The 23,490-nt window shown below is 54.4% G+C and carries 23 protein-coding genes and 2 pseudogenes; 22 read left to right on the top strand and 3 right to left on the bottom strand.

Annotated features, from left to right (window positions below; translation table 11 throughout):
• Positions 1 to 49: 49 nt before the first annotated feature.
• On the top strand, positions 50 to 1,003 hold the full coding sequence (locus AC2FIZ_RS12400; protein WP_142637643.1) for an AraC family transcriptional regulator: 954 nt from the start codon (positions 50 to 52) through the stop codon (positions 1,001 to 1,003).
• A gap of 60 nt (positions 1,004 to 1,063) precedes the next feature.
• Here AC2FIZ_RS12400 and AC2FIZ_RS12395 read toward each other — a convergent pair.
• Positions 1,064 to 1,162 (bottom strand): annotated as a pseudogene (locus AC2FIZ_RS12395) (IS6 family transposase); the annotation flags it as partial.
• A 141-nt stretch (positions 1,163 to 1,303) separates the two neighbouring features.
• Between AC2FIZ_RS12395 and AC2FIZ_RS12390 the strand changes: the two are divergent.
• Genes AC2FIZ_RS12390 through AC2FIZ_RS12355 form a run of 8 tightly spaced genes read left to right on the top strand, consistent with a single transcriptional unit; the run spans position 1,304 to position 6,276 of the window.
• On the top strand, positions 1,304 to 1,723 hold the full coding sequence (locus tag AC2FIZ_RS12390; RefSeq protein ID WP_281973920.1) for a group III truncated hemoglobin: 420 nt from the start codon (positions 1,304 to 1,306) through the stop codon (positions 1,721 to 1,723).
• Positions 1,720 to 2,460 (top strand): DUF2189 domain-containing protein, encoded by a 741-nt coding sequence (locus tag AC2FIZ_RS12385; RefSeq protein WP_142637647.1) that lies wholly within the window; start codon positions 1,720 to 1,722, stop codon positions 2,458 to 2,460. Before AC2FIZ_RS12390 ends, AC2FIZ_RS12385 begins: the two co-directional genes overlap by 4 nt.
• A complete protein-coding gene (locus AC2FIZ_RS12380) occupies positions 2,461 to 2,751 on the top strand; it encodes a TehB-like domain-containing protein (RefSeq protein WP_142637649.1) in 291 nt (96 codons plus the stop codon). It begins immediately after the preceding gene.
• On the top strand, positions 2,741 to 4,360 hold the full coding sequence (gene ccoN / locus AC2FIZ_RS12375) for a cytochrome-c oxidase, cbb3-type subunit I (RefSeq protein WP_142637651.1): 1,620 nt from the start codon (positions 2,741 to 2,743) through the stop codon (positions 4,358 to 4,360). Before AC2FIZ_RS12380 ends, ccoN begins: the two co-directional genes overlap by 11 nt.
• A gap of 6 nt (positions 4,361 to 4,366) precedes the next feature.
• Entirely contained in the window at positions 4,367 to 5,098 is a 732-nt protein-coding gene (gene ccoO, locus AC2FIZ_RS12370; protein WP_281973919.1) for a cytochrome-c oxidase, cbb3-type subunit II, read from the top strand.
• Positions 5,095 to 5,262 (top strand): cbb3-type cytochrome c oxidase subunit 3, encoded by a 168-nt coding sequence (locus tag AC2FIZ_RS12365; protein ID WP_281973918.1) that lies wholly within the window; start codon positions 5,095 to 5,097, stop codon positions 5,260 to 5,262. Before ccoO ends, AC2FIZ_RS12365 begins: the two co-directional genes overlap by 4 nt.
• Positions 5,253 to 6,125, top strand: coding sequence for a cytochrome-c oxidase, cbb3-type subunit III (gene ccoP, locus AC2FIZ_RS12360; RefSeq protein WP_281973917.1), 873 nt, complete (start codon positions 5,253 to 5,255; stop codon positions 6,123 to 6,125). Before AC2FIZ_RS12365 ends, ccoP begins: the two co-directional genes overlap by 10 nt.
• Positions 6,126 to 6,150: 25 nt before the next feature.
• Positions 6,151 to 6,276 carry a hypothetical protein gene (locus AC2FIZ_RS12355; protein ID WP_271949891.1) on the top strand — a complete coding sequence of 42 codons (126 nt, stop codon included), beginning with the start codon at positions 6,151 to 6,153 and terminating at the stop codon, positions 6,274 to 6,276.
• A 33-nt stretch (positions 6,277 to 6,309) separates the two neighbouring features.
• Here AC2FIZ_RS12355 and AC2FIZ_RS12350 read toward each other — a convergent pair whose 3' ends face one another.
• Positions 6,310 to 6,774, bottom strand: coding sequence for an RrF2 family transcriptional regulator (locus tag AC2FIZ_RS12350; RefSeq protein WP_281973916.1), 465 nt, complete (start codon positions 6,772 to 6,774; stop codon positions 6,310 to 6,312).
• 106 nt (positions 6,775 to 6,880) lie between these two features.
• Here AC2FIZ_RS12350 and AC2FIZ_RS12345 point away from each other — a divergent pair, with 106 nt between their 5' ends.
• From AC2FIZ_RS12345 to AC2FIZ_RS12290, 12 genes are all read left to right on the top strand, one after another.
• Positions 6,881 to 7,390 (top strand): cytochrome C oxidase subunit I, encoded by a 510-nt coding sequence (locus AC2FIZ_RS12345; RefSeq protein ID WP_281973915.1) that lies wholly within the window; start codon positions 6,881 to 6,883, stop codon positions 7,388 to 7,390.
• The gene (locus AC2FIZ_RS12340; protein WP_281973914.1) at positions 7,391 to 8,851 is read left to right on the top strand and encodes a cbb3-type cytochrome c oxidase subunit I; all 1,461 of its coding nucleotides are present in this window, start codon (positions 7,391 to 7,393) and stop codon (positions 8,849 to 8,851) included.
• Positions 8,852 to 8,895: 44 nt separating this feature from the next.
• Positions 8,896 to 9,450: an SCO family protein gene (locus tag AC2FIZ_RS12335; RefSeq protein WP_281973913.1), complete on the top strand. Its 555-nt coding sequence runs from the start codon at positions 8,896 to 8,898 to the stop codon at positions 9,448 to 9,450.
• Positions 9,447 to 10,007, top strand: a complete 561-nt coding sequence (locus AC2FIZ_RS12330; protein WP_281973912.1) for a hypothetical protein — start codon at positions 9,447 to 9,449, stop codon at positions 10,005 to 10,007. Before AC2FIZ_RS12335 ends, AC2FIZ_RS12330 begins: the two co-directional genes overlap by 4 nt.
• 6 nt (positions 10,008 to 10,013) lie before the next feature.
• Positions 10,014 to 10,829, top strand: a complete 816-nt coding sequence (locus AC2FIZ_RS12325) for a formate/nitrite transporter family protein (RefSeq protein WP_281973911.1) — start codon at positions 10,014 to 10,016, stop codon at positions 10,827 to 10,829.
• A 226-nt stretch (positions 10,830 to 11,055) separates the two neighbouring features.
• The gene (locus AC2FIZ_RS12320; protein WP_496791085.1) at positions 11,056 to 12,321 is read left to right on the top strand and encodes a hydroxymethylglutaryl-CoA reductase; all 1,266 of its coding nucleotides are present in this window, start codon (positions 11,056 to 11,058) and stop codon (positions 12,319 to 12,321) included.
• The gene (locus AC2FIZ_RS12315) at positions 12,318 to 13,229 is read left to right on the top strand and encodes a UbiA family prenyltransferase (RefSeq protein WP_282027736.1); all 912 of its coding nucleotides are present in this window, start codon (positions 12,318 to 12,320) and stop codon (positions 13,227 to 13,229) included. Before AC2FIZ_RS12320 ends, AC2FIZ_RS12315 begins: the two co-directional genes overlap by 4 nt.
• The gene (locus AC2FIZ_RS12310) at positions 13,226 to 15,685 is read left to right on the top strand and encodes a PEP/pyruvate-binding domain-containing protein (protein ID WP_496791083.1); all 2,460 of its coding nucleotides are present in this window, start codon (positions 13,226 to 13,228) and stop codon (positions 15,683 to 15,685) included. Before AC2FIZ_RS12315 ends, AC2FIZ_RS12310 begins: the two co-directional genes overlap by 4 nt.
• On the top strand, positions 15,654 to 16,775 hold the full coding sequence (locus AC2FIZ_RS12305) for a BtaA family protein (protein WP_496791082.1): 1,122 nt from the start codon (positions 15,654 to 15,656) through the stop codon (positions 16,773 to 16,775). Before AC2FIZ_RS12310 ends, AC2FIZ_RS12305 begins: the two co-directional genes overlap by 32 nt.
• Positions 16,772 to 18,103 (top strand): hypothetical protein, encoded by a 1,332-nt coding sequence (locus AC2FIZ_RS12300; RefSeq protein ID WP_496791080.1) that lies wholly within the window; start codon positions 16,772 to 16,774, stop codon positions 18,101 to 18,103. The genes AC2FIZ_RS12305 and AC2FIZ_RS12300 overlap by 4 nt, the downstream gene beginning before the upstream one ends.
• Entirely contained in the window at positions 18,100 to 18,945 is an 846-nt protein-coding gene (locus AC2FIZ_RS12295) for a hypothetical protein (protein ID WP_282027732.1), read from the top strand. Before AC2FIZ_RS12300 ends, AC2FIZ_RS12295 begins: the two co-directional genes overlap by 4 nt.
• Complete coding sequence (locus AC2FIZ_RS12290; RefSeq protein WP_282027731.1) at positions 18,938 to 20,359, top strand: AMP-binding protein; 1,422 nt, start codon at positions 18,938 to 18,940, stop codon at positions 20,357 to 20,359. The genes AC2FIZ_RS12295 and AC2FIZ_RS12290 overlap by 8 nt, the downstream gene beginning before the upstream one ends.
• Positions 20,360 to 20,840: 481 nt before the next feature.
• On the opposite strand, the gene AC2FIZ_RS12285 is transcribed toward AC2FIZ_RS12290, so the two are convergent.
• Entirely contained in the window at positions 20,841 to 21,785 is a 945-nt protein-coding gene (locus tag AC2FIZ_RS12285; protein ID WP_496791079.1) for a hydrogen peroxide-inducible genes activator, read from the bottom strand.
• A gap of 96 nt (positions 21,786 to 21,881) precedes the next feature.
• Between AC2FIZ_RS12285 and AC2FIZ_RS12280 the strand changes: the two are divergent.
• A pseudogene (locus tag AC2FIZ_RS12280) lies at positions 21,882 to 23,342 on the top strand (catalase).
• The last annotated feature ends 148 nt before the right edge of the window (positions 23,343 to 23,490 follow it).

Below are 23,490 nucleotides of genomic sequence, written 5' to 3'. Positions count from 1 at the left end.
GATCGTTCAAGCTGCTGTACAAAAACGCCAAATAATGCCATGAAAATGCATGCTTGATTTGCTTAGCGATATCCTTACGAAACTGTCTGTTCAAGGCGCGCTCTATTTTCGAACTTCGTTGACCACCCCTTGGGGGATTGAAGTTCCCAAGTTCAATAACGTCGCCCGATTTCATTTTGCTCATAGGGGCAATTGCCTGATCGAAGTTGAAGGATATGAAAAAGTGGTGGGGCTGGAGCAGGGCGATCTGTTGATTGTTCCGCATGGCGCGTCACACAAGTTGTACTGCGCGGCTGAAACAAGAGATGCAGTTTTGCCGCTGGACACGGTAATCGAGCGGTCGGGATACACTGGAACTGGGGTTCTGGTTTACGGCGGCGACGGCGATGAACGTGACACGCAACTTATCTGCGGCCATTTTTCATTCGACCCTCATGCAAAACACATACTGTTGGAACGCCTTCCACCGATCATTCACCTAAGGAATTACGGGGAATCCGCTGGAAAATGGATGGAGGCGACACTGCGCATGATCGGAGATGAGGCCGGGGGTCTTCGCCTCGGTGGCGATCTCATTGCTTTGAAGATGTCAGAAGCCATTCTTGCGCAGGCAATACGTTCGTTTGTGGAAAGTGACGAATCCTCGAGGTGGGGCTTGAACGGATTCTCTGATCACCATCTGGCTCGGGCTCTTGACGCGTTTCACAAGGATCCAAGCGCATCCTGGACGATAGAAACAATGGCGCGCATTGCAGGCATGTCACGAACAAACTTTGCGGTTCAGTTTCAGAAAAAGATGGCGATGTCGCCAATGCAATACGTAACAGCTTGGCGGCTGGAGATCGCGAAACGCTGTCTTACTGACCCATCAAGTTCTGTTTCGGATGCGGCAGAACGCGCTGGATACGCATCGGATTCTGCTTTTGCACGCGTTTTCAAGAGGGAAATTGGGCTCTCACCTGCCGGCTTCCGTCGGCAGATCACATTATCATCGGCGCAATAAACCGGACGGGATCTGTTGCGAAGTTTTAACTTGCCACAGTGATATCTTTGTACCGGCGGACTAAGCCGCCAGCTCCGTAAATTGCCGAAACGGACAGACACCGGGCGTGATTTGCCCTTTGCGGATTATGTGCACCACTTCTATTCCGTCGAGCGTTTTGCCGTGGTTGTCGACGGCTGGGTAAAGATAGACCCACGCGCCTTTCCCCTTGATGTTGATCACACCATTCACGCTATAATAGGTATTGACAATACCTATTATAGCACACAGATAGTGAGGCGTATCGTTAAGGTAGATCCGATGACTCGTACCATGCCAATTCGGCCACATATGTTTGACATCACAGCGGATGAAATCGCGACTTTGGTCAACCAGTTCTATGCGCGCATCAGAGTGCATCCTGATCTGGGGCCGGTATTTGACAGGGCAATCGAAGATTGGCCGGAACACGAAGAAAAGATCGCAGCCTTTTGGCGCGGCGCCATTCTACGAGAGGCAGGCTATTCGGGTAACCCGATGCAGGTTCACCTGGCGAACTCTGAAATCCTACCAGAACATTTTCGCCTGTGGCTCGACCTGTTCGAAGACACCGCAAAAAAAGCCCTTAAACCTGCAACCGCCGAAGCGTTCTCTCATTTGGCCACCAGGATCGGTAAGGGCTTGTCATTCGGAATTGAGAACTTTCGTCGTGAGGCTGACACTCCACCGGTGTTGTCATGACGGTCTCTGTCTATACCAAAGCTCAGGTCATCTCTGATCCTCCCGCACGCGTTGTCAAACGTTGGCTGCAGGCGGGCTGGGGCGACGTGAAACGCAACCCGGGATATTCCTTGCTTTACGGTGGTTCACTCGTAGTTCTGGGGTGGATTTGCATTGCGGCCCTGATGCTCAACGATCTTGGTTGGGTTTTGTTGCCTTTGCTAGCTGGCGGCGTTTTGGTCGGACCACTTGCAACGATTGGTCTTTATTCCGTAGCAAGCGGTAAAACAGGGCTCAGAGCGGCCACGGGTCAGATTACGTTGGTGGGCGTCATACTGATGGTTTTTGCTCTCATCTGGATTCGCGCGGCCACAGTTATGTTCGCCATAGTCTACGGGCTGCGCCCATTCTCAAGCTTCGCAGATACGCTGCTTTTGCTGATTACTACGCCATCAGGATGGGCGCTGTTAATCGCAGGATCATTGGTTGGCGGGCTGTTTGCGGCATTAGGGTTTGCGGTGTCAGCGTTTTCATTGCCAATGCTGATCGACCGCAAGATCGATGGCTTCTCGGCTATGGGGCTCAGTTTCAACGCCACCACTCACAACTTCAAGCTTTGCTTGTGCTGGGGAGCCATCATCACTCTTTTGACTTTGGTTGGAATACTGTCCGGGCTACTGGGTTTGGTCGTGGTGTTCCCATTGCTCGGGTACGCGACCTGGCATGCTTATGCCGAGCTTTTTCATGGAGATGCATAAATGACTGAAGCGCTTCCAAAAGGCGTGGTGCACTATGCGACCTCGCGGTTCACGCATGAGACATTGCCAGAAAAGCTGCGCAAAGATCACAGCACCAAAGCGGGTGTTTGGGGTCAATTGGCTGTGCAACATGGGCAACTTCTACTGAGCCGGGATGACAAGGGTGATCTGGTTCTGGGCGTTGGGGCCACTGCTGTGTTCGCGCCACAGGAAACTCATTCGGTGAACCCGATTGGCGAAGTTGAGTTTGAAGTACGCTTCCACCGGCAGGAGGCGCCCGATGCAGCGTGAGAGTTTTCTTGAGGATGCTGCCGTCCTGTGTGCCCTTGCTTTGATCTTTGTCGGTGGCGTAGCCATACTTGGCTGGGGGGTTCCTACCGCCTACGTGCTGCACGGTTGGTTGATCGCAATAGCCGCTGGTTGGGGGTTGATGTGGATGATCAACCGTTTGAGCGAGGCCCCAAAGGACATCCCTTTAGAATACAATGACAAGGTCATTCGGTTTGGTGTCATCGCCGCGCTGATTTGGGCAATCATAGGGTTCACGGTTGGCGATATCCTCGCCTGGCAGTTGGCGTTTCCAGCACTGAACGGTGATATGTTCTGGTCGAACTTCGGCCGGTTGCGCCCGGTTCATACATCTGCCGTGATTTTTGGTTTTGGTGGCAACGCGTTAATCGCGACGTCGTTTTATGTGGTCCAACGTACCTCGCGCGCCAGATTGGCCAGTGAATCGCTGCCCTGGATGGTGTTCTGGGGGTACAATCTGTTCATGGTCCTTGCGGCGACCGGCTACCCCTTGGGGATCACCCAATCGAAGGAATATGCCGAACCGGAATGGTATATGGATCTGGTTTTGCTGATCGTCTGGGTTGGTTATCTAGGTCTGTACCTAAAGACGCTCTCTCGCCGGGCCGAACCGCATATATATGTGGCTAACTGGTACTACCTGGCCTTCATCGTCGTCATCGCGATGCTGCATACGGTGAACAACCTCTCGGTTCCGGTTTCCATTGCCTATCCCAAAAGCTACTCGCTGTTTTCCGGCACACAGGATGCAATGACGCAATGGTGGTATGGGCACAATGCTGTTGGCTTCCTGCTGACCGCCGGGTTCCTAGGGATGCTGTATTACTTCTTGCCCAAAGCTGTGAACCGGCCAATCTACTCTTACCGAATGTCAATTGTTGGCTTCTGGGGGATCACCTTTCTGTATCTTTGGGCTGGCTCACATCACCTTCACTACACGGCGCTACCGGACTGGGTTCAGTACCTTGGCATGACCATGTCGATCATCCTGCTGGTCCCCAGCTGGGCCTCTGTGTTCAACGGAATCCTTACGATCAACGGGGCTTGGGATAAGGTCCGGACGGATCCGGCGGTCCGGTTTATGATGGTCGCGATTCTGTTCTACGGACTGTCGACATTCGAAGGGTCGTTCATGGCGATCCGTCCGGTCAATTCGCTGAGCCACTACACGGATTGGACCGTCGGCCACGTACATGCCGGCGCGTTGGGCTGGGTCGCCTTCATCACCTTTGGTGCCATGTATAAAATGGTGCCCTGGATTTGGAAACGAGATGGCGTGTATTCATTGCGGCTGGAGGCATGGCACTTCTGGCTCGCCCTGAGCGGGACGCTGATTTACGTCGGCGCAATGTGGAACAGTGGCATCACACAATCGCTGATGTGGCAGACCTATGATGCGGATGGTGCGTTTCTTTATTCCTTCCTCGACAGTGTGATCGCAATGCATCCTTACTATGTCGCCCGTGCGATCGGGGGGCTGCTGTATCTGATCGGAGCGTGCATCGGTGCATACAACATCTACATGACGGTCAGTGGGCCGCGGCAAACCGAGACCAGGCAATCCGGACCTTTGGTCCAGCCGGCGGAGTAGCAGCCCATGAGTACACAACACCAAAAGCTCGAACGCCACTCACTTGGCTTTGCCATGGCCATCCTGCTGGTTGCATCAATCGGTGGCATTGTTGAAATCGCCCCTTTGTTCACCATCGAAAACACGGTGGAAGAAGTCGACGGTATGCGGCCCTACACTCCGCTGGAACTGGCCGGGCGCGATATTTATGTGCGCGAGGGCTGCTATGCCTGCCACAGTCAAATGATCCGCACCCTACGGTCGGATATCGAACGCTATGGGCACTACAGCCTCGCCGCCGAAAGCATGTATGACCACCCGTTCCAATGGGGCTCGAAACGTACAGGGCCGGACTTGGCGCGAGTTGGCGGTAAATACTCTGACGCATGGCATGTGGTGCATCTGGAAGCGCCACGAGAGCTGGTGGAAGGCTCGATCATGCCTGGTTATGCGTTTTTGTCTGACGCGCGGCTGGAAACAGGCCACCTGCCTGCCTCTTTAAGAGCCCTTAGCCGCGCCGGGGTGCCTTACACAGATGCTCAGATCGAAAATGCGGAAAAGGATGCTGCATGGCAAGCAGATGCCGAGCAATATTATGAAGGTGAACTGCAAGAAAGTTACGGTGAAAACGTTCAGGTCAGGGATTACGACGGGCACCCGAGTGAGTTGACGGAAATGGATGCCCTTGTGGCCTATCTGCAGGTTCTTGGCACATTGGCCGATCTGGATTCGGTAGATCACGAGGAGATTAATCGATGACACATGATACCGTTCTTGTCTTCTCCAAGACCTGGGGTGCAATCTACCTGCTGGTCGTCTTCCTTGCCGCAGTTGTCTGGACCTACTGGCCCTCACGGCGAAAAGTCTACGATGACGCTGCGCAATCTCCGCTGGACCATCAGGAGGATCAGCCGTGGCGCTAAAGGGAAAGGATCCGGTTTCCGGTACTGATCTGACCGGCCACGAGTGGGACGGTATCAAAGAGTTGGACACACCTGTTCCCTGGGCGGCCCGATGGGCTTTGTGGATCAGTATCATCATCGCAGCACTGTTTTGGGTGTTCTACCCATCCTTCCCAGGTGCGCGCGACTATGCAAAAGGGCTGTTGGGGTATTCATCCCGATTAGAGGTTGTTGCAGAACTTCAGCAAGCGAATGCTGATCGTGAAATGACATTTGCGCCTTTTGCGTCACAGGATCTCGAAGAACTGGCCGCAGACCCAACACTGGAGGCAAGGTATAGAGCGTCGATTTCCAAGCTTTACGCTGACAATTGTGCCGCTTGTCACCGGAATGATCTGAAAGGGCAGCCTGGTTTTCCCAATCTGGTAGACGGACATTGGCTGTGGTCAGGCGCACCAGAAGAGGTTGAGGCGACCATACGCTATGGGATCAATGCGCAGCATGACGATACACGGATTGCACAGATGCTGGCGTTTGGCGCAGACGGCATGATCGAAAAGCAGCAGGTTGAAGAGGTTACAGAATTTGTCTTGGCCCTCTCTGGAAAGCAGCATGATGCGACGGCGGCTGGCACCGGTAGATTGATCTTCGAAGAAAACTGTGCGGCCTGTCATGGCGATGACGGGCGCGGGGGCTATGAAATCGGCGCGCCCGATCTGGGTGATGAACGCTGGATCTATGGAGGCGACCGGGATGAGATTTACCATAGCATTTATCACGGTCGGCAAGGTGTGATGCCTGCGTGGGAAGGACGTCTGAGCGACGCCCAGATTCGAATGCTCACGTTGTATCTACTGTGGAATGCAGAAGATGCACCAAGTTGAAGAAAATCCACGATTCCGAAGGGCAATGTATCTGATGATACTGGTCCTTCTTGTCGGCTACATCGGGTTCAAGGCATGGCACCTTTCCATGGCTTTCGAGGCATGGGAAGGGCAGGCGATTGAAAAGGCTGTGCCTGGCGCGGCCAAGTAACAATCAAATTATTATAGGACTACAGTTTGCGTATTAATCGCTTGATGCCAGCGCATGACTGACTTCCAACGCTCGGATCAGGTTTTTCATGCCACGGTTTCCTTCCAATACGTCCTGTAAAGTCTTGGTGTCCAAGGCAGCAAAAAACGCCTCCTGAGCTTCGTTCAGAATTGGCAACAATCCACAAGCGGGCGTCATTACGCAACAGCCGCCGTCTTCCTTCATGCATTCCACCAAAGGTGTGCCGCGTTCGGATTTTCGTAGTAGGCCGCCAATCGATATCGCATTGGGAGGTAGGGCCATACGCATGCCACCGTTGCGCCCACGCATGGATTCTACATAGCCCTCGTGTGTAAGCCACTGCGAGATCTTGGCCAGGTGATTAAAGGGCAAGTTTTGCATAGCCGCGATCTCACGCGTCGACATCAACCCTTCTTCGTGGGTGGCAAGATGGATCAGGATGCGCAGGGCATAGTCGGAGAACTTGGTAATTTGCATAGTTATTCTTCCCATAAAAAATAGGCTTTGAAAATGCCTATTTTATTGACATCTTTTTCTTACCTTTATATTAGGTATTTATAATACCTAATATGGGAGATGGCTCATGCAGCCCGTTGTGTTATTGATCTCTCTGATCCTGATGGCAGTGCTGTCACTTGTCTTCTGGTTGGCCGTGCGGGCTTCTGATGGGCCGGAACCCGGACCCAAGGCCAACTCGAAACGTTCGGGCTTGATCTGGGCAATGACGATTGTCGGCGTAATTGTTGCGGTTGGCACATTGCGACCGTGGCCACATGCCGTAGCCAGCACAGACGACGCCTTGACCGTCTCTATCACCAGCGGGCAGTGGTGGTGGGATATCGACACCGTCGAGATTCCCGTTGGAATACCCATAAATTTTAGCGCCACGACCGAAGACGTTACCCACGGATTGGGCATTTACACCTCAGACCTTCGCCTTCTGACGCAGGTCCAGGTGATCCCGGGCTACACAACCGAAGTCACGTATACGTTCGATGATCCGGGCTCCTACCAAATCCTGTGCATGGAGTTCTGCGGAGTGGCGCATCAGGACATGGTCAACGAATTCGAAGTCGTCGCGGTGGAGGACTGAATGAGCACTGCATCTGAACCTTTTGCGGGGAAATCAATCGCCGCTGAACCTCAAACCGGAGCAGTCAAGCTCACGATGATCCTTTCAGGCGTGGTTTTTGCCTTGATGATGGTCTTTGGCCTGATCATGCGCGCCGCGCAGGGTCAATGGATCGAAGTGGATCCGGCATTGTTCTATCAGCTCCTGACGGCCCATGGTGCCGGAATGGTCGGTACAGCGGCGCTGTCTGGCGCCGCGATCATGTGGTATTTTTGCGGACGTCACATTGTCCTGACAGCTGTAATTTTCTGGGCTTTCCTTGCCCTGTTCCTGTTGGGTGTTGTCCTGATCCTAGGCTCGATCTTCATCGGCGGATATGGCGGCGCATGGACATTCCTGTTTCCCTTGCCCGCGATGTCCGGCGGAGCGTGGGAAGCGGATGCAGCTGCAACGTTTATGCTGGGTTATGTTTCAATTGGCATTGGTTTTCTGCTTTATTACCTCGAGCTTGGCCGCCAGATCCATGCCCGCTATGGCAATCTTGTCCGGGCGCTAGGTTGGAATCTGATCCTCGGACGTGAGGACGACAATCCTCCACCACCAACCATCGTTGCAGCGGCGGCGGTGACCATATTCAATTCGATCGGGATCATCCTGGGCGCAGCGGTTTTGGTGGCAAGCCTTGTCCATCTTCTGGTACCGGGATTTGAAGTAAATGCGCTGCTGGCCAAGAACCTGATCTATTTCTTTGGCCACGTTTTCATCAATGCCTCGATCTATATGGCGGTGACTGCGGTTTATGAAATCCTGCCGGAATACACCGGCAAGCCTTGGAAAACGAACCGACTGTTTGCGATAGCCTGGAATGCCGTACTGATATTCGTGATGGCTGTATACTGGCACCATCTGCTTCAGGATGTGGTCATGCCACCCTGGATGCTGGTGGTCGGGCAATTGGTCTCGTACTTCAGCGGCATTCCCCTCATAGCGGTCACGGCATTCTCTGCTTTCCTCTACGTGCGCGGCTCAAAAATGACCTGGGATCTGACGTCCTCGCTGCTGGTTCTGTCCGTGGCAGGCTGGGCGGTTGGCTCAATCCCCGCGTCGATCGATGGAATGATCAGCGTGAACAAGGTGATGCACAACACTATGTGGGTCCCGGGGCATTTCCATACCTACCTGCTGCTGGGCGAGGTGGCGATGGCCTTTGGTTTCATGGCCTGGCTGGTACGTGGCAAAACGATCGCCCAGATGAGCGGGTTGGACCGTGTCGCCTTTGTGACCTACCTCGCGGGTGCCGCAGGGTTTGTGACAGTGTTTCTGTTCTCTGGCGCGGCTTCGATTCCCCGCCGTTGGGCGGTACACTACGAAGAATGGCTGACCCATGACCGCATTGGCACTTTGTTCAGCGTGCTTGTTGTGTTGGGAACGTTGCTCTTTGTTCTGCGCTTTGTGCTGCGTCTTGGGCGGAGTGACAGCTGATGATGGTCCGCGCTCTTCCTTCGGTTCTTGTCGCAAGCATAGGCATGGGAACACTCTGGCATGCCACTGACGGAGTGCAGGCATTCACTAGCGAAGCCGCGCGGAGACTGGATGTGGAACGCGCTCCACGTCCAGTTCCAGCCCTGCAACTGGAAGATATGTCAGGTCAGTTGCTGCCTCTGTCGCCGCAAGGGCAAGAGGTGGTTCTGGTCGAGTTCATCTACACTGTCTGTGGCGACATCTGTCAGATTGCAGCAGCGGATTTTGCCGAGATCCGGGATCAACTGGAGCTGCGTGAAGTGCCCGTCCGGATGATCTCGGTCAGCTTCGATCCTGAGCGGGATACTCCAGAGCAGATGGCGACTTACGGAGAGGTTCATGAAACGGACGGCAAAATGTGGACCATCGCGCGGCCGAGGTCAGAAGATTTACCGGCATTGTTGAAGCTGTTTGACGTGACCGTCATCCCGGATGAATGGGGTGGGTTTCAGCACAATGCCGCAATCCATGTGATTCACAGAGACGGCCGCTTTTCGGCGGTGTTTGACACTGATGCGATTGACGCTGTTCTGACCCATTTGGAGGAGCACAGCTCATGAAGTTGCTTTGCCTTGCATTACTCGCGGCTGCCGAAGCTGTCGCACTTCGTTATGCGGTCATTGAAAGCCCGATCCAGCATGACTTGGTTCAGATGCCATTGCTGGTTCTTGCCGGGGTCTTGATCGTTTGGAACAGGCAGGTTCGGCGCGAATGGGCGGTTCCATTGCTCCTTGTCGCCTTAACCGTCTTTCTGTTCTGGATGCTTCCGCGAAATGTCGATTGGGCGCTGACATCGACGGGCGAAATTGCCAAATACCTAAGCTTGCCACTGTTGTTGGGCGTTCCTCTAAGGGTGTCCTGGCCCAGGCTGGGCCCGGTCCTGAGGGGGTTTCTGAAGGCGAATGCGCTGTCGATGCTGGGCGTGTTGGGATTTCTGTACACGCATGCACCTGTCAGGATCTGCAACTCCTATCTGGTCTCGGCTCAGAAGGATCTGGGCATGGCCTTTCTCTACCTCGCTGCTGGCTTGGCCTGTCTCTGGGCTATCCCGATCCTGTTTGGAATTCCAAGGGGCCAAAGGTCGAACGCGACCGGCTGCGCAAGCTGTGGAGTGTAATACGAAATGACCTATGCTGACACAGTCATTGGGTTCGCAGAACTGGCGCAAAAGAAAGGCGTCAACCTGCGAGCAGATCCAATTGCCTTTCTGATCCTCGCTGTGAAAGCAGGTGCGTTTGTTGGGGCGGGCATCTTGCTGATCTTTTCTGTTGGGCAAGGCGTGGACCCATCCATCCGTCCCATCGTCATGGGGGTTAGCTTCGGTATCGCCTTGACCCTTGTGGTCTTTGCAGGGGCCGAGCTGTTCACCGGTCACACCATGTACATGATGCATGGATTGCTGGCCAAAAGTACTGCGTGGTCGGATGTGCTGCGGTGCTGGTTCGTCAGTTGGGCAGGAAATCTGATCGGGGCCATATTGTTGACGTTGCTGTTCGTCGTAGGCGGTGGCGGACTTATCCTGGGAGCAGGAGAAGACGCTTTGCTTTACAAGGTAGCCGCCAAGAAGATGCACGGCACCGAGTTGGAGCTGTTCGCCAAAGCGATCCTGTGCAATTGGCTGGTTTGTCTCGCCTTGTGGTGTTCGGCGCGCGCAAAAGACGATGTTACCAAATGCATCGTCATCTTCTGGTGCCTGTATGCATTTATCGCCGCCGAGTTTGAACACAGCGTTGCGAACATGACCGTATTTTCACTGGCGCTGCTCTCTGATCATCCCGACAGCATCACTCTGGCTGGAGCCGCCCACAATTTGACGTATGTCACCTTGGGCAACGCATTCGCCGGTGCCGGGATCATGGGCTACGGCTATTGGCGAGCAGCGTCGAAACCCACGGTCAAGGGTGTCGCGACGCCCGCGTCAACCAGACATCCTGTCTAGTGAGGGCGTGATCATGCGCGTGATACAACTTGCCAATATCCCCGTCTCCAAAGACCGATAAGCAAATGCCGGGCCTGTGTCTGGGGCCGAGCAACTCAAAAAGGTAGGATCACTCACAATCTCCAACTGGATGTATTCGCTGGAAATCGCATACTTTCTTGTTAGGGTGCAGCCGGTGCAGAATTCAATCTGCAGCCGTTTGCACAGCGTTTATTGGAGCTGCCATTTGATCATTCCATTTCATGTGCGAGAGATGCTGCGGCGCATCAAAATGCGATATGATGTTGAACGCACGCCACTGCAGATGGCCCCAAGCGATGAAGTGTTTTCGCCTTTACGCTCCTCTCGCAAGGCTGACCGTAAGACAATTGCGCGGTTCTGGGATCATCTAAAGCCCAAGGCAAGCGGCGCAGATCAGGCATTGATTGCGGATCCTGCAACAGTCGAGGCATCTGAAACCTACAGCGCCAATATTGAAAACTTCATTGGAACTGTGAAAGTGCCAGTTGGCATCGTCGGGCCTTTGCGCTTGAACGGTATGAACGCCAACGGGGATTTTTATGTGCCTCTGGCGACGACTGAGGCCGCGCTTGTTGCCTCTTATGCGCGGGGGGCCTTTGCAGCTGGCCGGTCTGGTGGGGTCAGCACAGCTGTTTTGTATGAAGGTGTTTTGCGTACGCCGGCCTTTGTGTTCGAAAGCCTTTTGCAGGCCGGTCAGTTCGTGGATTGGGTGGTCAGCAATGTCGATGAACTCCAGGCGGCGGCTGATGCCACAACCGGGCATGGTAAACTTGTCTCGCTGGAGCCTTTCATAGACACAAATATCGTCTTTCTGATTTGCCGCTACACCACAGGTGATGCGGCCGGTCAGAACATGGTAACTATTGCAACGGATGCGCTGTGCTGCACCATCACCAAAGACTGTCCAGTTCCAATTGAGAACTGGTATATTGAGGGAAATTTTTCAGGCGACAAAAAAGCCTCGGCGCTTGGATTGGTAACGGGTCGTGGCCGAAAGGTTAGCGCGTCGGTAACCTTGCCTGCGGACGTCGTGGAAAAGACGCTTGGCACCACCGTGGATGCCATGCTGGCTTATGGTCGGGTCGCCAATCTTGGGTCACATCTGTCGGGTCAGCTTGGAGCTCAGGCCCATTATGCCAATGGGCTTGCGGCCTTTTACATAGCAACTGGGCAGGACGCGGCCTGTGTCGCTGAAAGCGCGATGGGGGTGACGCGGATGGAGCCCAGAGGGGATGATCTTTTCTGCTCGGTGACGCTCCCGAACATCCTTGTCGGCTCCGTGGGCGGTGGTACCGGTTTGCCCAGCCAGTCTGCGGCACTGAACATTCTGGGATTGAAAGGCGCCGGCCACGGCACGGCGCTGGCCGAAGTGGCTGCCGCCATATGCCTGTGCGGAGAAATATCGATTGTCGCTGCAATCGCTGCGGGGCATTTCACGCGAGCCCATGAAAGTTTGGCCCGCCAAAGATGACTTTGCTGGCTCGACTGTGGATATATCAATCCGAACGCTTCCCACTGAAGAAAACCGTTCCGCTTTTGCTGGTGTTTTCAGCAGCAAGTATCTGCGTATCGGCCCGGCTCGCTGATCGACCATTGCCCGAGTGGTCTGCCTTTGTGGTGGGGTTCGTACTGGCGATGGCGCTGTTTTTCCAGATGCGCGTTTGCGACGAATTCAAGGATGCCGAGGACGACCGCCGCTACCGGCCCGAGCGACCGATACCCCGAGGGCTGGTGTCCCCGGCTGAGGTGCTTGTCCTTGGCTTGCTGACCCTACCCATGGCCGCCGCCGCTGCATGGTTTTGGTACCTCCCGGTTCTGTGGTGCCTTTTTTTGGTTTGGGTATGGCTGGCGGCAATGACGGCCGAGTTCGGGGTGCCAACCTGGTTAAAGGCGCGCCCAGTTCTTTATCTCGTCAGTCATATGGCGATCATGCCGCTGATCGACTTGCTGCTGACCAGCATCGAATGGCTTCCGGCCGGAGGGGCCGCATCAAAGCTGTGGTTGTTTCTAGCGTTGTCTTTCGTGAATGGCTGCGTTCTTGAGATCGGTCGCAAGCTATGGTCGCCCGAAAACGAAATTGACGGGGTGGACACCTATTCCGATCTTTGGGGGTATCGCCGCGCCGCTATCATTTGGCTGTGCTGCGTTGTGCTGTCATTCGTGTTTCTGGTTGGCACGGGGTTTGCGTCTGGAGCTGGTTGGTTAACCGTATTGGTCGGGGCCGCTGCGTTCGTACCTTGTGGTCTTGCGGCACGCAGCTATGTGAAGGCTCCAACACCCAAGGCACAGGACAGGATGGACGCAATCGCGGGACTATGGGTATTTTTCTGCTATGCCACTGCGGGCTTTCTGCCGTTCCTGATCGGAGGCTTTAGATGACCCTTATCATCAATCAATCCGATGCGACTGACCCAACAGTGGTCGGAGGAAAAGCCGCTGCGCTATCAAACCTCGCTCGTCGCGGATTCAATCCACCTGCGTTTTTTGTTATCACCGATGCCGCATTCCGTGCAGGTAAGACAGGGCCTGTCGCAGCACGTGGGTTGAGTAAGGCGCTTGGCGCTGCATTGGATGCGTTGGGTCCGGCGTATTATGCAGTGCGTAGTTCCGGTCGGGCCGAAGATGGTGTCGAACACAGCCATGCAGGTCAGTTTGATACGGTTTTGAATGTCACCGGTAGCAAGGTCATACAGGCGGCAAAACAGGTTTGGCAATCGGGGTTTGCGGATACAATCGCCACTTATCGCTCGGTCAAATCCGGGGGCGAGGCAGAAGCGCCCGCGATAATCGTACAGCGCATGATTGATGCGACGACCGCGGGTGTTGCTTTTTCGGCCGATCCAGTGACCGGGCAGCGAAACACCGTTGTCGTGTCTGCCATCAAAGGTTTAGGCGATGCGCTGGTAGCAGGTGAGGTTGATGGTGAGGATTGGATTATTGATCAAGCCAAACAGCCCGAGTGCGCGCAAACCACGCCTCAGGTTTTGACACCGGATCAGGTGCTGCAGGTCGCGATGCTGGCGCGCAAAGCGGAAGAGGCTTTTGGCGTCCCCCAAGACATCGAATGGGCGTTCGATGCGGATGGGCTGCACATTCTTCAGGCTCGGCCGATTACGACCGAGCTGCGACCAGTGGCGGTGCCGGATGATGTACTTACCATTTTTGACAATTCGAACATCGTCGAAAGCTATCCGGGCATGGTCAGTCCACTGACCTATTCTTTTGCCCTGCACGTCTACTCACGGGTTTATCGCGCTTTTGTGCGGCTTCTGGGCGTTTCGAATAAAACTGTCGCGCAGAACTCAGCCATATTCGACAATTTTCTTGGGCGTATTGATGGGCGTGTCTACTACAATCTGGTCAACTGGTATCGGGCGCTGGCGTTGCTGCCGGGGTTCTCGCTGAATCGCGATTACATGGAAACGATGATGGGTGTGTCCGAACCCATGCCCCGCGAGATCACAGATAGCATTGGGCCTGCTCCTGCCAGAGGTGCGAGCAAGATACTGGAATACGCCAAACTAGCGACGGTAGCGGGCAGTCTGATCTGGCAGGCCGTGCGTTTGCCGCGCACGCGGCGTAAATTCTATGTCAGGCTGAACGATGTTCTGGACCGTGGTCTGGACATAGAAGCTGCGAATGCAACCGAACTGGCCGCCGAGTATCGTCAGATCGAAAGCACCCTACTGGATCGCTGGGATGCGCCGCTTATCAATGATTTCCTTTGCATGATCGCGTTTGGGGCATCGCGCAACTTGCTGCTCAAGTGGTTGGGTGAAGACGGGCTGTTGCTGCATAACGACGTCATGATTGGTCAGGGTGATATCGTCTCAGCCGAACCGGCGCAGCGTATTGCCCGCATGGCCGGCTTGGTCCGCAAGGCCGGGATTGCTGATCAGCTAGGCGCGAAATGCCGGTTGGAAACCCTTGCTCCTTACCCTGAGATTGAAGCCGAGGTTCGGTCATATCTCGATAAATTCGGGGATCGATGCACTGAGGAGTTGAAGCTGGAGAGCATTCCGCTGCGCGATGATCCCACCAGCCTATTGATGGCCGTCGCAGCCAGTGCCGCCCGTCCTGAGGGTAAGCGACACATCGGCACCGAGCCGGATTGGAAAACCCTGTTTCCCGGCAATCCGCTGAAACGCTACCTATCCAAATGGTTCGTAGGCTGGGCCAAGGGCCGCGTACGTGACCGTGAAAACCTGCGCTTTGAACGCACACGTATCTTTGGCCATGCCAGACGTGTTTTTCTGGGAATTGGTCGAGAGTTTTCGGCAAGGGGGCTGCTTGCAGAACCCCGCGACGTATTTCATCTGACGACGTATGAAGTCTTGGGAGCCGTCGAAGGGTTCAGCCTATCGCCTGATCTGAAAACCATAGTCGCGCAGCGTCAGCGCGAAGAATCCGCTGCGTCCCAGCGTCCGGATCCGCCAGAACGTATAGAAATTCGAGGTCCCGCCATTGCTCCGATTTGGGCGGATATAGAAGAGGTCGACAGCGATCCGGAGCGGATTAAATCCGGCACCGGCTGTTCAGCTGGACAGGTTATCGCAAAGGCCCGTGTGATCCGTGACCCGCGGACTGAGGCGCTGCAACCTGGTGACATCCTCGTGGCGCGTCACACCGATCCGGGCTGGATCGCAGTATTTTCGAACGCCTCGGCCATTGTTGTGGAACGGGGGTCACTTTTGTCGCATTCCGCAATAGTGGCGCGAGAGTTGGGAATCCCATGTGTGGTCGGTCTGAAAGGGGCCACTCAATGGATCAAGGATGGCGAAACTCTGTCGGTCGACGGGGCAAGTGGCAAGGTGGAACGGTGCGATGGGGCATAGTGAAATCGAGGGCAAGGCTGATTTTGATCACATCCGCTATGCACAGCTGTGGGAAGATGCAGACGTTTTGACCGACGCGCTGGGCGATTGTGCCGGGGGAACGCTGGTATCCATCTGCTCGGCCGGGGATAATGCGCTGGCTATGTTGACACTCGATCCAGCGAAAGTTGTGGTTGTCGATTTGTCGCCAGCACAAATCGCCTGCCTAAAGCTACGAATTGGCGCTTTCCAGACCCTGACACATCCCGAGTTTCTGGAGCTGACAGGATCGCAGCCCAGCAAGAGGAGAGCAGCACTGCTGGCGCGAGCTTTGCACGATACCGACCCTGAAACCCGAACCTTCTGGAGTGGTTTTGTCCCTGACGTGGAACGTTACGGGGCAGGCGGGGTTGGCAAGTTCGAGCGGTATTTTCGCATCTTCCGCACCCGGCTTTTGCCGTTTGTGCATTCCCGACGTACGATTGATGACGTTTTTACGCCCCGGTCACCTGAGGCGCGCGAGGTTTTTTTCGATACGCGCTTTGACACCTTCAGATGGCGGCTGTTGTTGAATGTGTTCTTTTCCCGCTTTGTGATGGGGCGCATGGGCCGCGATAAGGCGTTTTTCGATCACGTCGAGGGCAGCCCGGCCCAGCATGTGGCTCGTCGCATTCGCCATGCGGGCGTTGATACCGACCCGTCACAGAATCCCTATTTGCACTGGATTCTGAAAGGCACGCACGGAGACGCGTTGCCGATGGCATGGCGGCCCGAGCATTTTGATACGATCCGCACCCGCTTGGATCGTCTCGATATCCGTCCGGGATCATTAGAGGCTTTTGTCTCGACCGGTGAAAAAGCCAACGGGTTCAACCTGTCTGACATTTTCGAATACATGTCGCCCGATGTATTCGAGCAAGTCTATGGCTCGATCCTGTCAGCTGCCGCGCCCAAGGCACGTCTCGTGTATTGGAACATGATGGCACCGCGCCGCGTGCCTGCGCGATACAGGAGCGAAGTTGAAACACATCGGACGACTGAGGATCGACTGAAGTCACGCGACATGGCGTTTTTCTACTCGGATTTCGTCGTGGAAGAGGTGCTTTCGTGAGCATCCAGGCCCAGATCTTACTGGCCTTGGCGTCTGTTGCGGCCCTGTTGGGATTGATGGCAGTTGTCCGATGGCTGGCGCAAAAGGTCGGCTTGAGCGCAGAAGTGCAACGTAAACTGATGCATGTTGGAACCGGACTCTTTACACTGGTTCTGCCGTGGATTTTTCCGGAACGCTGGCCAATATACATGTTAATCGGGGTAACGCTGATCGTCATGCTGATCTTGCGCCTGCCCCGGTTCTCACAAGGTCTGGGCGCAACCCTACACAGCGTCGAGCGCACGTCATACGGCGATTTCCTGTTGGCGCTATCCGTTGGGCTTTGCTTGTTGCTGGCCGGGGAAAACACCCTGTATTATGTGCTTCCGATCGCCGTTTTAACTCTGGCTGATGCTGCAGCCGCACTTGCCGGGACCACGTACGGCACCAAACGCTATGTGGTCGAAGATGGCGAAAAAAGCCTAGAAGGGTCAGTGGTGTTTTTTGTCGTAACGCTATTGGTTGCGATCATCTGCTTCTTGTTTTCGTCGAAACTCCCACCGTCCAACATCATGATGCTGTGCCTTATGGTTGCGGCCTTTGGCACATTGGTCGAGGCACAAAGCTGGCGGGGGTTTGACAACTTGTTCCTGCCGCTTGGCTTGCTGATTTTTTTGAAAGTTCACTACTACAGCTCCTTGGCAGAGCTGGCGTTGCTGGCCATTTTGTTCTTTGCCGCACTTGCCAGTTTTGGGGTGGTGGGAACCAAGCTGGGCCTGACCAAACATACGACCCGTGTGTATGTTGTTGCGGTTTTCCTGCTGCTAGCGACCGCGAAACTGCAAAATACAGTACTGCCGATCATGGTTCTCGCGGCACACGGCTGGGCGCGTACTGCTTCTCCTTGTGACAGTAAGTTCCCCGATTTGGACATCGTAGCCGCCTTGGGGCTAATAGGGTTCGGCTGGCTTGCAGCGGGAAATGCAACGGGATGGGATGCAATATCCTTTTTTGGACTGAGTGCAATGGGGTTGGCCATGGGGCTCACAGCTGTGGCGCTGCGTGCCATTCCTATTGCGATACCGATTGCTGCCGCCGTCCTGTTTCTAATCCGTACCTGGGCGGTTTCCCTGAATTCTGTCCAATCAAACTGGGCCGAGCCTTTGACCGCGCTCTCACTTGTATCACTCGCATTTATGGCGATTGTGCCTTTGGTGCTTCCGCATTTGCTCCAAAAGAACCGCGTTTCGAGGCTCACGCTTTTGGCGCTGTTACCTCCGCTTGCCTATTACATCTGGTCCGTAGCAAGGTCTATTGACGGCGGGATTGTTGCTGGAGTTGTATCATGACGAAAGAAAACATTCAGACCAAAGGCGCCAAACTATCTGTTTATCTGCAGGGCCCTGATTGGGATGGTGCCCCAGCGGCAACAATAGGCGACTTCTCGTGCGAGACCCCAGAGGCCGGTCTGGAGTTACTACAAACGGCTATTGGACGGGTCCGGTACGCTGGGGTTGATCGGATTATTGGACCTATGTCTGGTGATACATGGCACAGTTATCGGTTTGTATCGGACAGTGATGGATCAGCACCCTTTTTAATGGAGCCGACGCACAAGTCACATGAGCCCGATGTGTTTAGGGCGGCAGGATTTGCCGCCATCAGCAAGTATTTCTCGGCGCGAGTATCATTGGCGCAAACGGCCAATTCGTCTTTAGCTGCAGTTGATGGGTTCGACGTAGAACCCTGGGACGGAACCAACCCTGAGGAGTTGTTCCGGCAGGTGTATCAACTATCTGTCGAGGCTTTTTCCCGAAACGCTTTCTATAAACCTATTTCTGAGCGCGATTTTCTTGCAATGTATATGCCTGTCGTTCCGATGTTGAAGCGCGAGCTTATCTTTTTTGCCCGCCGTCCCGACAGCTCATTAGCGGGCTTTCTGTTTGGTATTCCGAACTATGCTGAAGGCCCAAAACCAACAGCCGCGATCCTGAAAACTTATGCAAGCCTTGAGCGTGGTGCGGGTCGCCATTTGGCCAGTCATTTCCACAAGTCTGCTCTGAAGCTAGGCTTTGTTTCCGCTATCCACGCGCTGATCCATGATGACAACCAATCCGCGGATCGCAGTGTTGTTGAAGGGGCCACCGTATTTCGACGGTACAACCTGTTAGGACTGCGCCTGGATGACTAACTTGTTGGATCAATTTGCCGTAGCGGTTGATAGACACCCGGACCGGACGGCCATTGTTGAAGGCAGCGGTCGCGAGGTCACCTTTCGTGATGTGCAGATACGCGCGCAGCAAATGGCTAGAAAGTGGAGACGTAAGGGGATTGGGCGCGGCGACCGCGTTCTTCTGGCGATGCCGGTCAACGCTGATCTCTACGCTAGTCTTGCGGCCTTGTGGTCGTTGGGCGCAACGGTGGTTTTGCCTGAACCCACGATGGGACTCGCGGGGCTGCGTCATGCAGCGAGAACGACCCGACCCAAGGCTTTTTGCGCTTCGGGTTATTTTGCGTTGCTCAGGTTTGTTGTGCCGGAACTCTTGAGGCTCCGCCTTTTGCTACCAGGCACCGCCCGGGGTGACCTGAGCGTCGCGCCTGTTCAAGACGGTGACACGGCGCTCATTTCCTTTACATCCGGCACTACAGGTCAGGCCAAGGCCATCCCCCGCAGCCACGCGTTTCTGATGGCACAACATGATGCCATTGCGCCGCTTCTGGACAGTGATGCAGTTGAACGGGATCTGGTAGCGTTTCCGGTGTTCACCCTGATCAACCTGGCGGCTGGGCGCACGACAGTTCTGCCGAATTGGAGAATGAGCAATCTGGATCGACTATCCTCCGAACAGTTTGCGGGCTGGATATCGAAGCAGCAAGTGACCCGTCTTTTGATCCCTCCGTCGTTGTGCGAAAAACTTGCACAGCGTAAAGATACGGGCCGGCTGCACACAGTCTTCACCGGCGGCGGTCCGGTATTCCCTGACCTGATTGAAAGGCTTCTCGCTAATTCCGGTCTGGACGTGGTCTGTGTCTATGGGTCAACCGAAGCTGAACCGATTGCGCATCTTGATGCGCGGGAAATCACCGAAGTTGATCAACTTGAAATGGCGGCGGGCAAGGGGCTTCTTGTTGGGCATCCGGTTTCGCAAATCAAACTCCGAATTCAGGACGATGAAGTTCAGGTGGCGGGCGATCATGTAAATGATGGCTATCTTGATCTCGCACACTCCAAGGAAAACAAAATCAAAGACGGCACTACGATTTGGCATCGAACCGGCGACGCGGGTCGGTTAGATGATCAGGGGCGTTTGTGGCTGTGGGGCAGACTGGGGAGCGATGTGACAACCCCGACTGGTCAAACCTTTCCTTTTGCAATCGAAGTAGCTGTCCGGCAATGGCCGAGCGTGACGAACAGCGCGCTCATGAGCGTCGATGGGAGCCCGACTTTATGCATTGAAGGTGACGCGGATCAGCTTTCAAACTGGAATAGCCTGGCGCAGGAATTCGGTGTTGCCAATGTGACCCATGTGAAAAAAATGCCTATGGACAAACGGCACAGATCCAAAGTTGATCGGAAAAAACTCACCCACTTATTGGGTTATTAAATCACAGAATTTTCACCTTAAGAGCTCTAACGGAAAACCGTAGTCGAGCACACTTTTTGCCTTCCAACCGAAAGGCAGGAAAGTCCGGGTGCTTATGAAAAACCAGTGCCAGCATAGCTGCTCGCTGCATGAATGACCATTTCTCCCACTGCAAGTTGGCTGTGAGAAAACGCAAGGGACAGGTTGGGCTCATTTGAGACATTCATCGCAGCGTCGATGAGGGGTTGCTGTTCGTTCTGGGTTAGAAATGCTTGGGTTTCGGTCAGAATTGAATGAATCAAACCCAACCGTCACAGTTGGACTAGAAATGTGATGAACGTTCGACGTCAGAAGGCGCCTCAATGTAGGGCATCAGCCGAATTTGATCTTTGGGTGGCGTTGTTGATGGCTTAAAAAACATCACATTGGCACATTGCGATGTCATCAGGAGGAGGCACCCACGTCATCAGCAAAGCCTATCCCAACCTTGGCTGGTCTCGTTCTAGGCCTTTCCGTTCAAATATCGCGTCATATCCGGAGCGGCCATAAGCGTCTGAATGAAAGTCCCGAAATGTTCAAGCGACCCTGCGCGCGGGTCGCTGTCGCGCCATGCCAGTCTGATAGAACGGCCAAAGATCCCATCAGCAATGGGATGTGTCGTTGCCAAGCCGCCGAAACGATCAGGGCCACTCACAGACAATGCCGGAAACAGCGCACAACCCTCTCCGAGTGCGACCATTTGCCGGAGCATTTCAAAGCTGCTCGCCACCCGCTGTCCAGGTCGGTCAATCCGGTCGCAAAATGCTACGGTCTGATCCCTTAGGCAGTGCTCTTGAGAAAGCAGAACGAGCTGAGAGGACAGAACCTTGGACCAGCGAACTTTCTCATTGGGTCTGAAGTTCAGATCCTTGGGGCAGGCAAAAACAAATGGTTCGTGAAACAACGGAAGCGCTCTCAGTACAGGCTGTTTCGGGGCCGTCGCAATCAGTGCAGCGTCCAGCGTCCTCCTGACGAGCATCTCTTCAAGAACGTGAGTGGGTTCTTCGAACAATGACAACTGGAGATTGGGGTACGCATTTTTGAGAGACTTGAGGATAAGCGGCAGCAAGTAAGGCCCAAGTGTTGGAAGTACCCCAAATTTCAACTCTCCCTCCAGATTGTCACTTAGGCTCAGCGACAATTCCAGCAGTTCACGGGCCTCTGTCAGAAGGATTTCTGCTTTTTGCAGAACTATCTGTCCATTTTGCGTCAACGAAATATGCCGTCCGTGGCGTTCGAATATCGAAAAGCCAAGGCGCGCCTCCAGCTTGGATACCTGTTGGCTGATTGCAGGTTGTGAAACCCCACAGATATCAGCCGCCCGGCCAAAATGACCTTCTTCGGCAATGCTTTGAATGTACTCAAGATCTCTGAGTGAAAGGCCGGCGACTGAGGTTCTTCTAACCATGCATCACCTCTGATTATCGATCGGATAATTTATATAAGTTGGAGTAACTTGGCGGATTTCGGTTTTCTCCTTTTCATACCAACACAGGAGATTGACATGACGAGCAAATCGAAGCTGACCACCGCATTTGGCGCGCCAGTGCCTGACAACCAACACACACTGACGGCGGGGCCGCGTGGACCTGCGCTGCTTCAAGATGTTTGGTTTCTCGAGAAGATGGCCCACTTTGATCGCGAGGTGATCCCCGAACGTCGGATGCATGCCAAAGGATCCGGCGCTTACGGCACATTCAAAGTGACCCATGACATCACCCAGTAAACGCGTGCCAAAATGTTTACTGATGTTGGCAAGAAGACGGATCTCTTCCTGCGGTTCTCGACCGTTGCAGGGGAACGCGGCGCAGCGGATGCAGAACGGGATATCCGCGGCTTCGCTATCAAGTTTTATGCGGAAGAGGGCAACTGGGATCTTGTGGGCAACAACACCCCTGTGTTCTTCCTTCGCGATCCGCTGAAGTTTCCCGATCTCAACCATGCCGTCAAACGCGATCCGCGGACGAACATGCGCAGTGCGGATAGCAATTGGGATTTCTGGACCAGCCTTCCCGAAGCCTTGCTTCAGGTGACGATTGTTATGTCTGACCGGGGGATTCCGGCCACCTACAGACACATGCACGGCTTTGGCAGCCACACGTTCAGCTTTATCAACTCGGACAACGAGCGGTTCTGGGTCAAATTCCATTTCAAAACGCAACAGGGGATAAAAAACCTCACCGACGAGGAAGCAGCACAGATCATCTCCGGTGACCGTGAAAGCCACCAGCGTGATCTTTTTGACGCAATTGAAAACGGCGATTTTCCTAAATGGACGCTTTATGTCCAAGTCATGCCGGAGAAGGATGCGGGTACATATCACCTCAACCCGTTTGATCTGACCAAGGTTTGGCCACATGGGGATTATCCGTTGATTGAGGTTGGCGAGCTGGAATTGAACCGGAACCCTGAGAACTACTTTGCCGAGGTTGAACAAGCAGCCTTCGCCCCCTCTACAATCGTGCCTGGTATCAGCTTTTCGCCGGACAAGATGTTGCAAGGACGTTTGTTTTCTTATGGTGACACTCAGCGGTATCGGTTGAGTGTCAACCATTCCCAGATCCCTGTGAATGCGCCTCGTTGCCCGTATCATTCCTACCATCGGGATGGCGCGATGAGGGTCGACGGCAATGCCGGATCTCGGATTGGCTATGATTCCAACATGCATGGCGAATGGTCCGAGCAACCGGATTTCTCTGAACCACCTTTGTCCATCGAAGGTGCTGCGGATCATTGGAACCACTGCGAGGATGATGACTACTTCTCGCAGCCTGGTGATTTGTTCCGCTTGATGACGCCAGAGCAGCAAGAAGTACTGTTCGAAAACACTGCCAGCGCAATCGGGGTTGCACAAAGAGAAATTCAGATCCGCCACATATCGAACTGTCTCAAGGCAGATCCTGCATATGGTGCCGGTGTAGCAAGGGCTCTTGGTTTGACCGATGAAAGTGGGTTCCCCGCGTAAAGACAACTGGCAAGCCCCCGATCTTCGGGGGCTTGCCTGATACTGCGGGGTATTCGACGGCGGGCACCGTTTGGTGTGATCGAGTATTCCGTCGCTGCGTGTGGCTAAACAGCCTTTTGGCGACGACCTTGGGGAAAGACGGTTTCCA

The sequence above is a fragment of the Ruegeria sp. CDSB022 genome (genome assembly GCF_059611145.1).
The sequence above is the reverse complement of the archived record's forward strand: the minus strand, read 5'-3'. Positions and strand labels throughout refer to the sequence as shown.

Excerpts from the sequence above, each read along its gene's own strand:
- AC2FIZ_RS12400 (WP_142637643.1), top strand. The coding sequence starts at position 50 with ATGCTTGATTTGCTTAGCGATATCCTTACGAAACTGTCTGTTCAAGGC.
- AC2FIZ_RS12390 (WP_281973920.1), top strand. The coding sequence starts at position 1,304 with ATGACTCGTACCATGCCAATTCGGCCACATATGTTTGACATCACAGCG.
- AC2FIZ_RS12385 (WP_142637647.1), top strand. The coding sequence starts at position 1,720 with ATGACGGTCTCTGTCTATACCAAAGCTCAGGTCATCTCTGATCCTCCC.
- AC2FIZ_RS12380 (WP_142637649.1), top strand. The coding sequence starts at position 2,461 with ATGACTGAAGCGCTTCCAAAAGGCGTGGTGCACTATGCGACCTCGCGG.
- ccoN (WP_142637651.1), top strand. The coding sequence starts at position 2,741 with ATGCAGCGTGAGAGTTTTCTTGAGGATGCTGCCGTCCTGTGTGCCCTT.
- ccoO (WP_281973919.1), top strand. The coding sequence starts at position 4,367 with ATGAGTACACAACACCAAAAGCTCGAACGCCACTCACTTGGCTTTGCC.
- AC2FIZ_RS12365 (WP_281973918.1), top strand. The coding sequence starts at position 5,095 with ATGACACATGATACCGTTCTTGTCTTCTCCAAGACCTGGGGTGCAATC.
- AC2FIZ_RS12355 (WP_271949891.1), top strand. The coding sequence starts at position 6,151 with ATGTATCTGATGATACTGGTCCTTCTTGTCGGCTACATCGGGTTCAAG.
- AC2FIZ_RS12350 (WP_281973916.1), bottom strand. The coding sequence starts at position 6,774 with ATGCAAATTACCAAGTTCTCCGACTATGCCCTGCGCATCCTGATCCAT.
- AC2FIZ_RS12345 (WP_281973915.1), top strand. The coding sequence starts at position 6,881 with ATGCAGCCCGTTGTGTTATTGATCTCTCTGATCCTGATGGCAGTGCTG.
- AC2FIZ_RS12340 (WP_281973914.1), top strand. The coding sequence starts at position 7,391 with ATGAGCACTGCATCTGAACCTTTTGCGGGGAAATCAATCGCCGCTGAA.
- AC2FIZ_RS12335 (WP_281973913.1), top strand. The coding sequence starts at position 8,896 with ATGGGAACACTCTGGCATGCCACTGACGGAGTGCAGGCATTCACTAGC.
- AC2FIZ_RS12330 (WP_281973912.1), top strand. The coding sequence starts at position 9,447 with ATGAAGTTGCTTTGCCTTGCATTACTCGCGGCTGCCGAAGCTGTCGCA.
- AC2FIZ_RS12325 (WP_281973911.1), top strand. The coding sequence starts at position 10,014 with ATGACCTATGCTGACACAGTCATTGGGTTCGCAGAACTGGCGCAAAAG.
- AC2FIZ_RS12315 (WP_282027736.1), top strand. The coding sequence starts at position 12,318 with ATGACTTTGCTGGCTCGACTGTGGATATATCAATCCGAACGCTTCCCA.
- AC2FIZ_RS12310 (WP_496791083.1), top strand. The coding sequence starts at position 13,226 with ATGACCCTTATCATCAATCAATCCGATGCGACTGACCCAACAGTGGTC.
- AC2FIZ_RS12295 (WP_282027732.1), top strand. The coding sequence starts at position 18,100 with ATGACGAAAGAAAACATTCAGACCAAAGGCGCCAAACTATCTGTTTAT.
- AC2FIZ_RS12290 (WP_282027731.1), top strand. The coding sequence starts at position 18,938 with ATGACTAACTTGTTGGATCAATTTGCCGTAGCGGTTGATAGACACCCG.
- AC2FIZ_RS12285 (WP_496791079.1), bottom strand. The coding sequence starts at position 21,785 with ATGGTTAGAAGAACCTCAGTCGCCGGCCTTTCACTCAGAGATCTTGAG.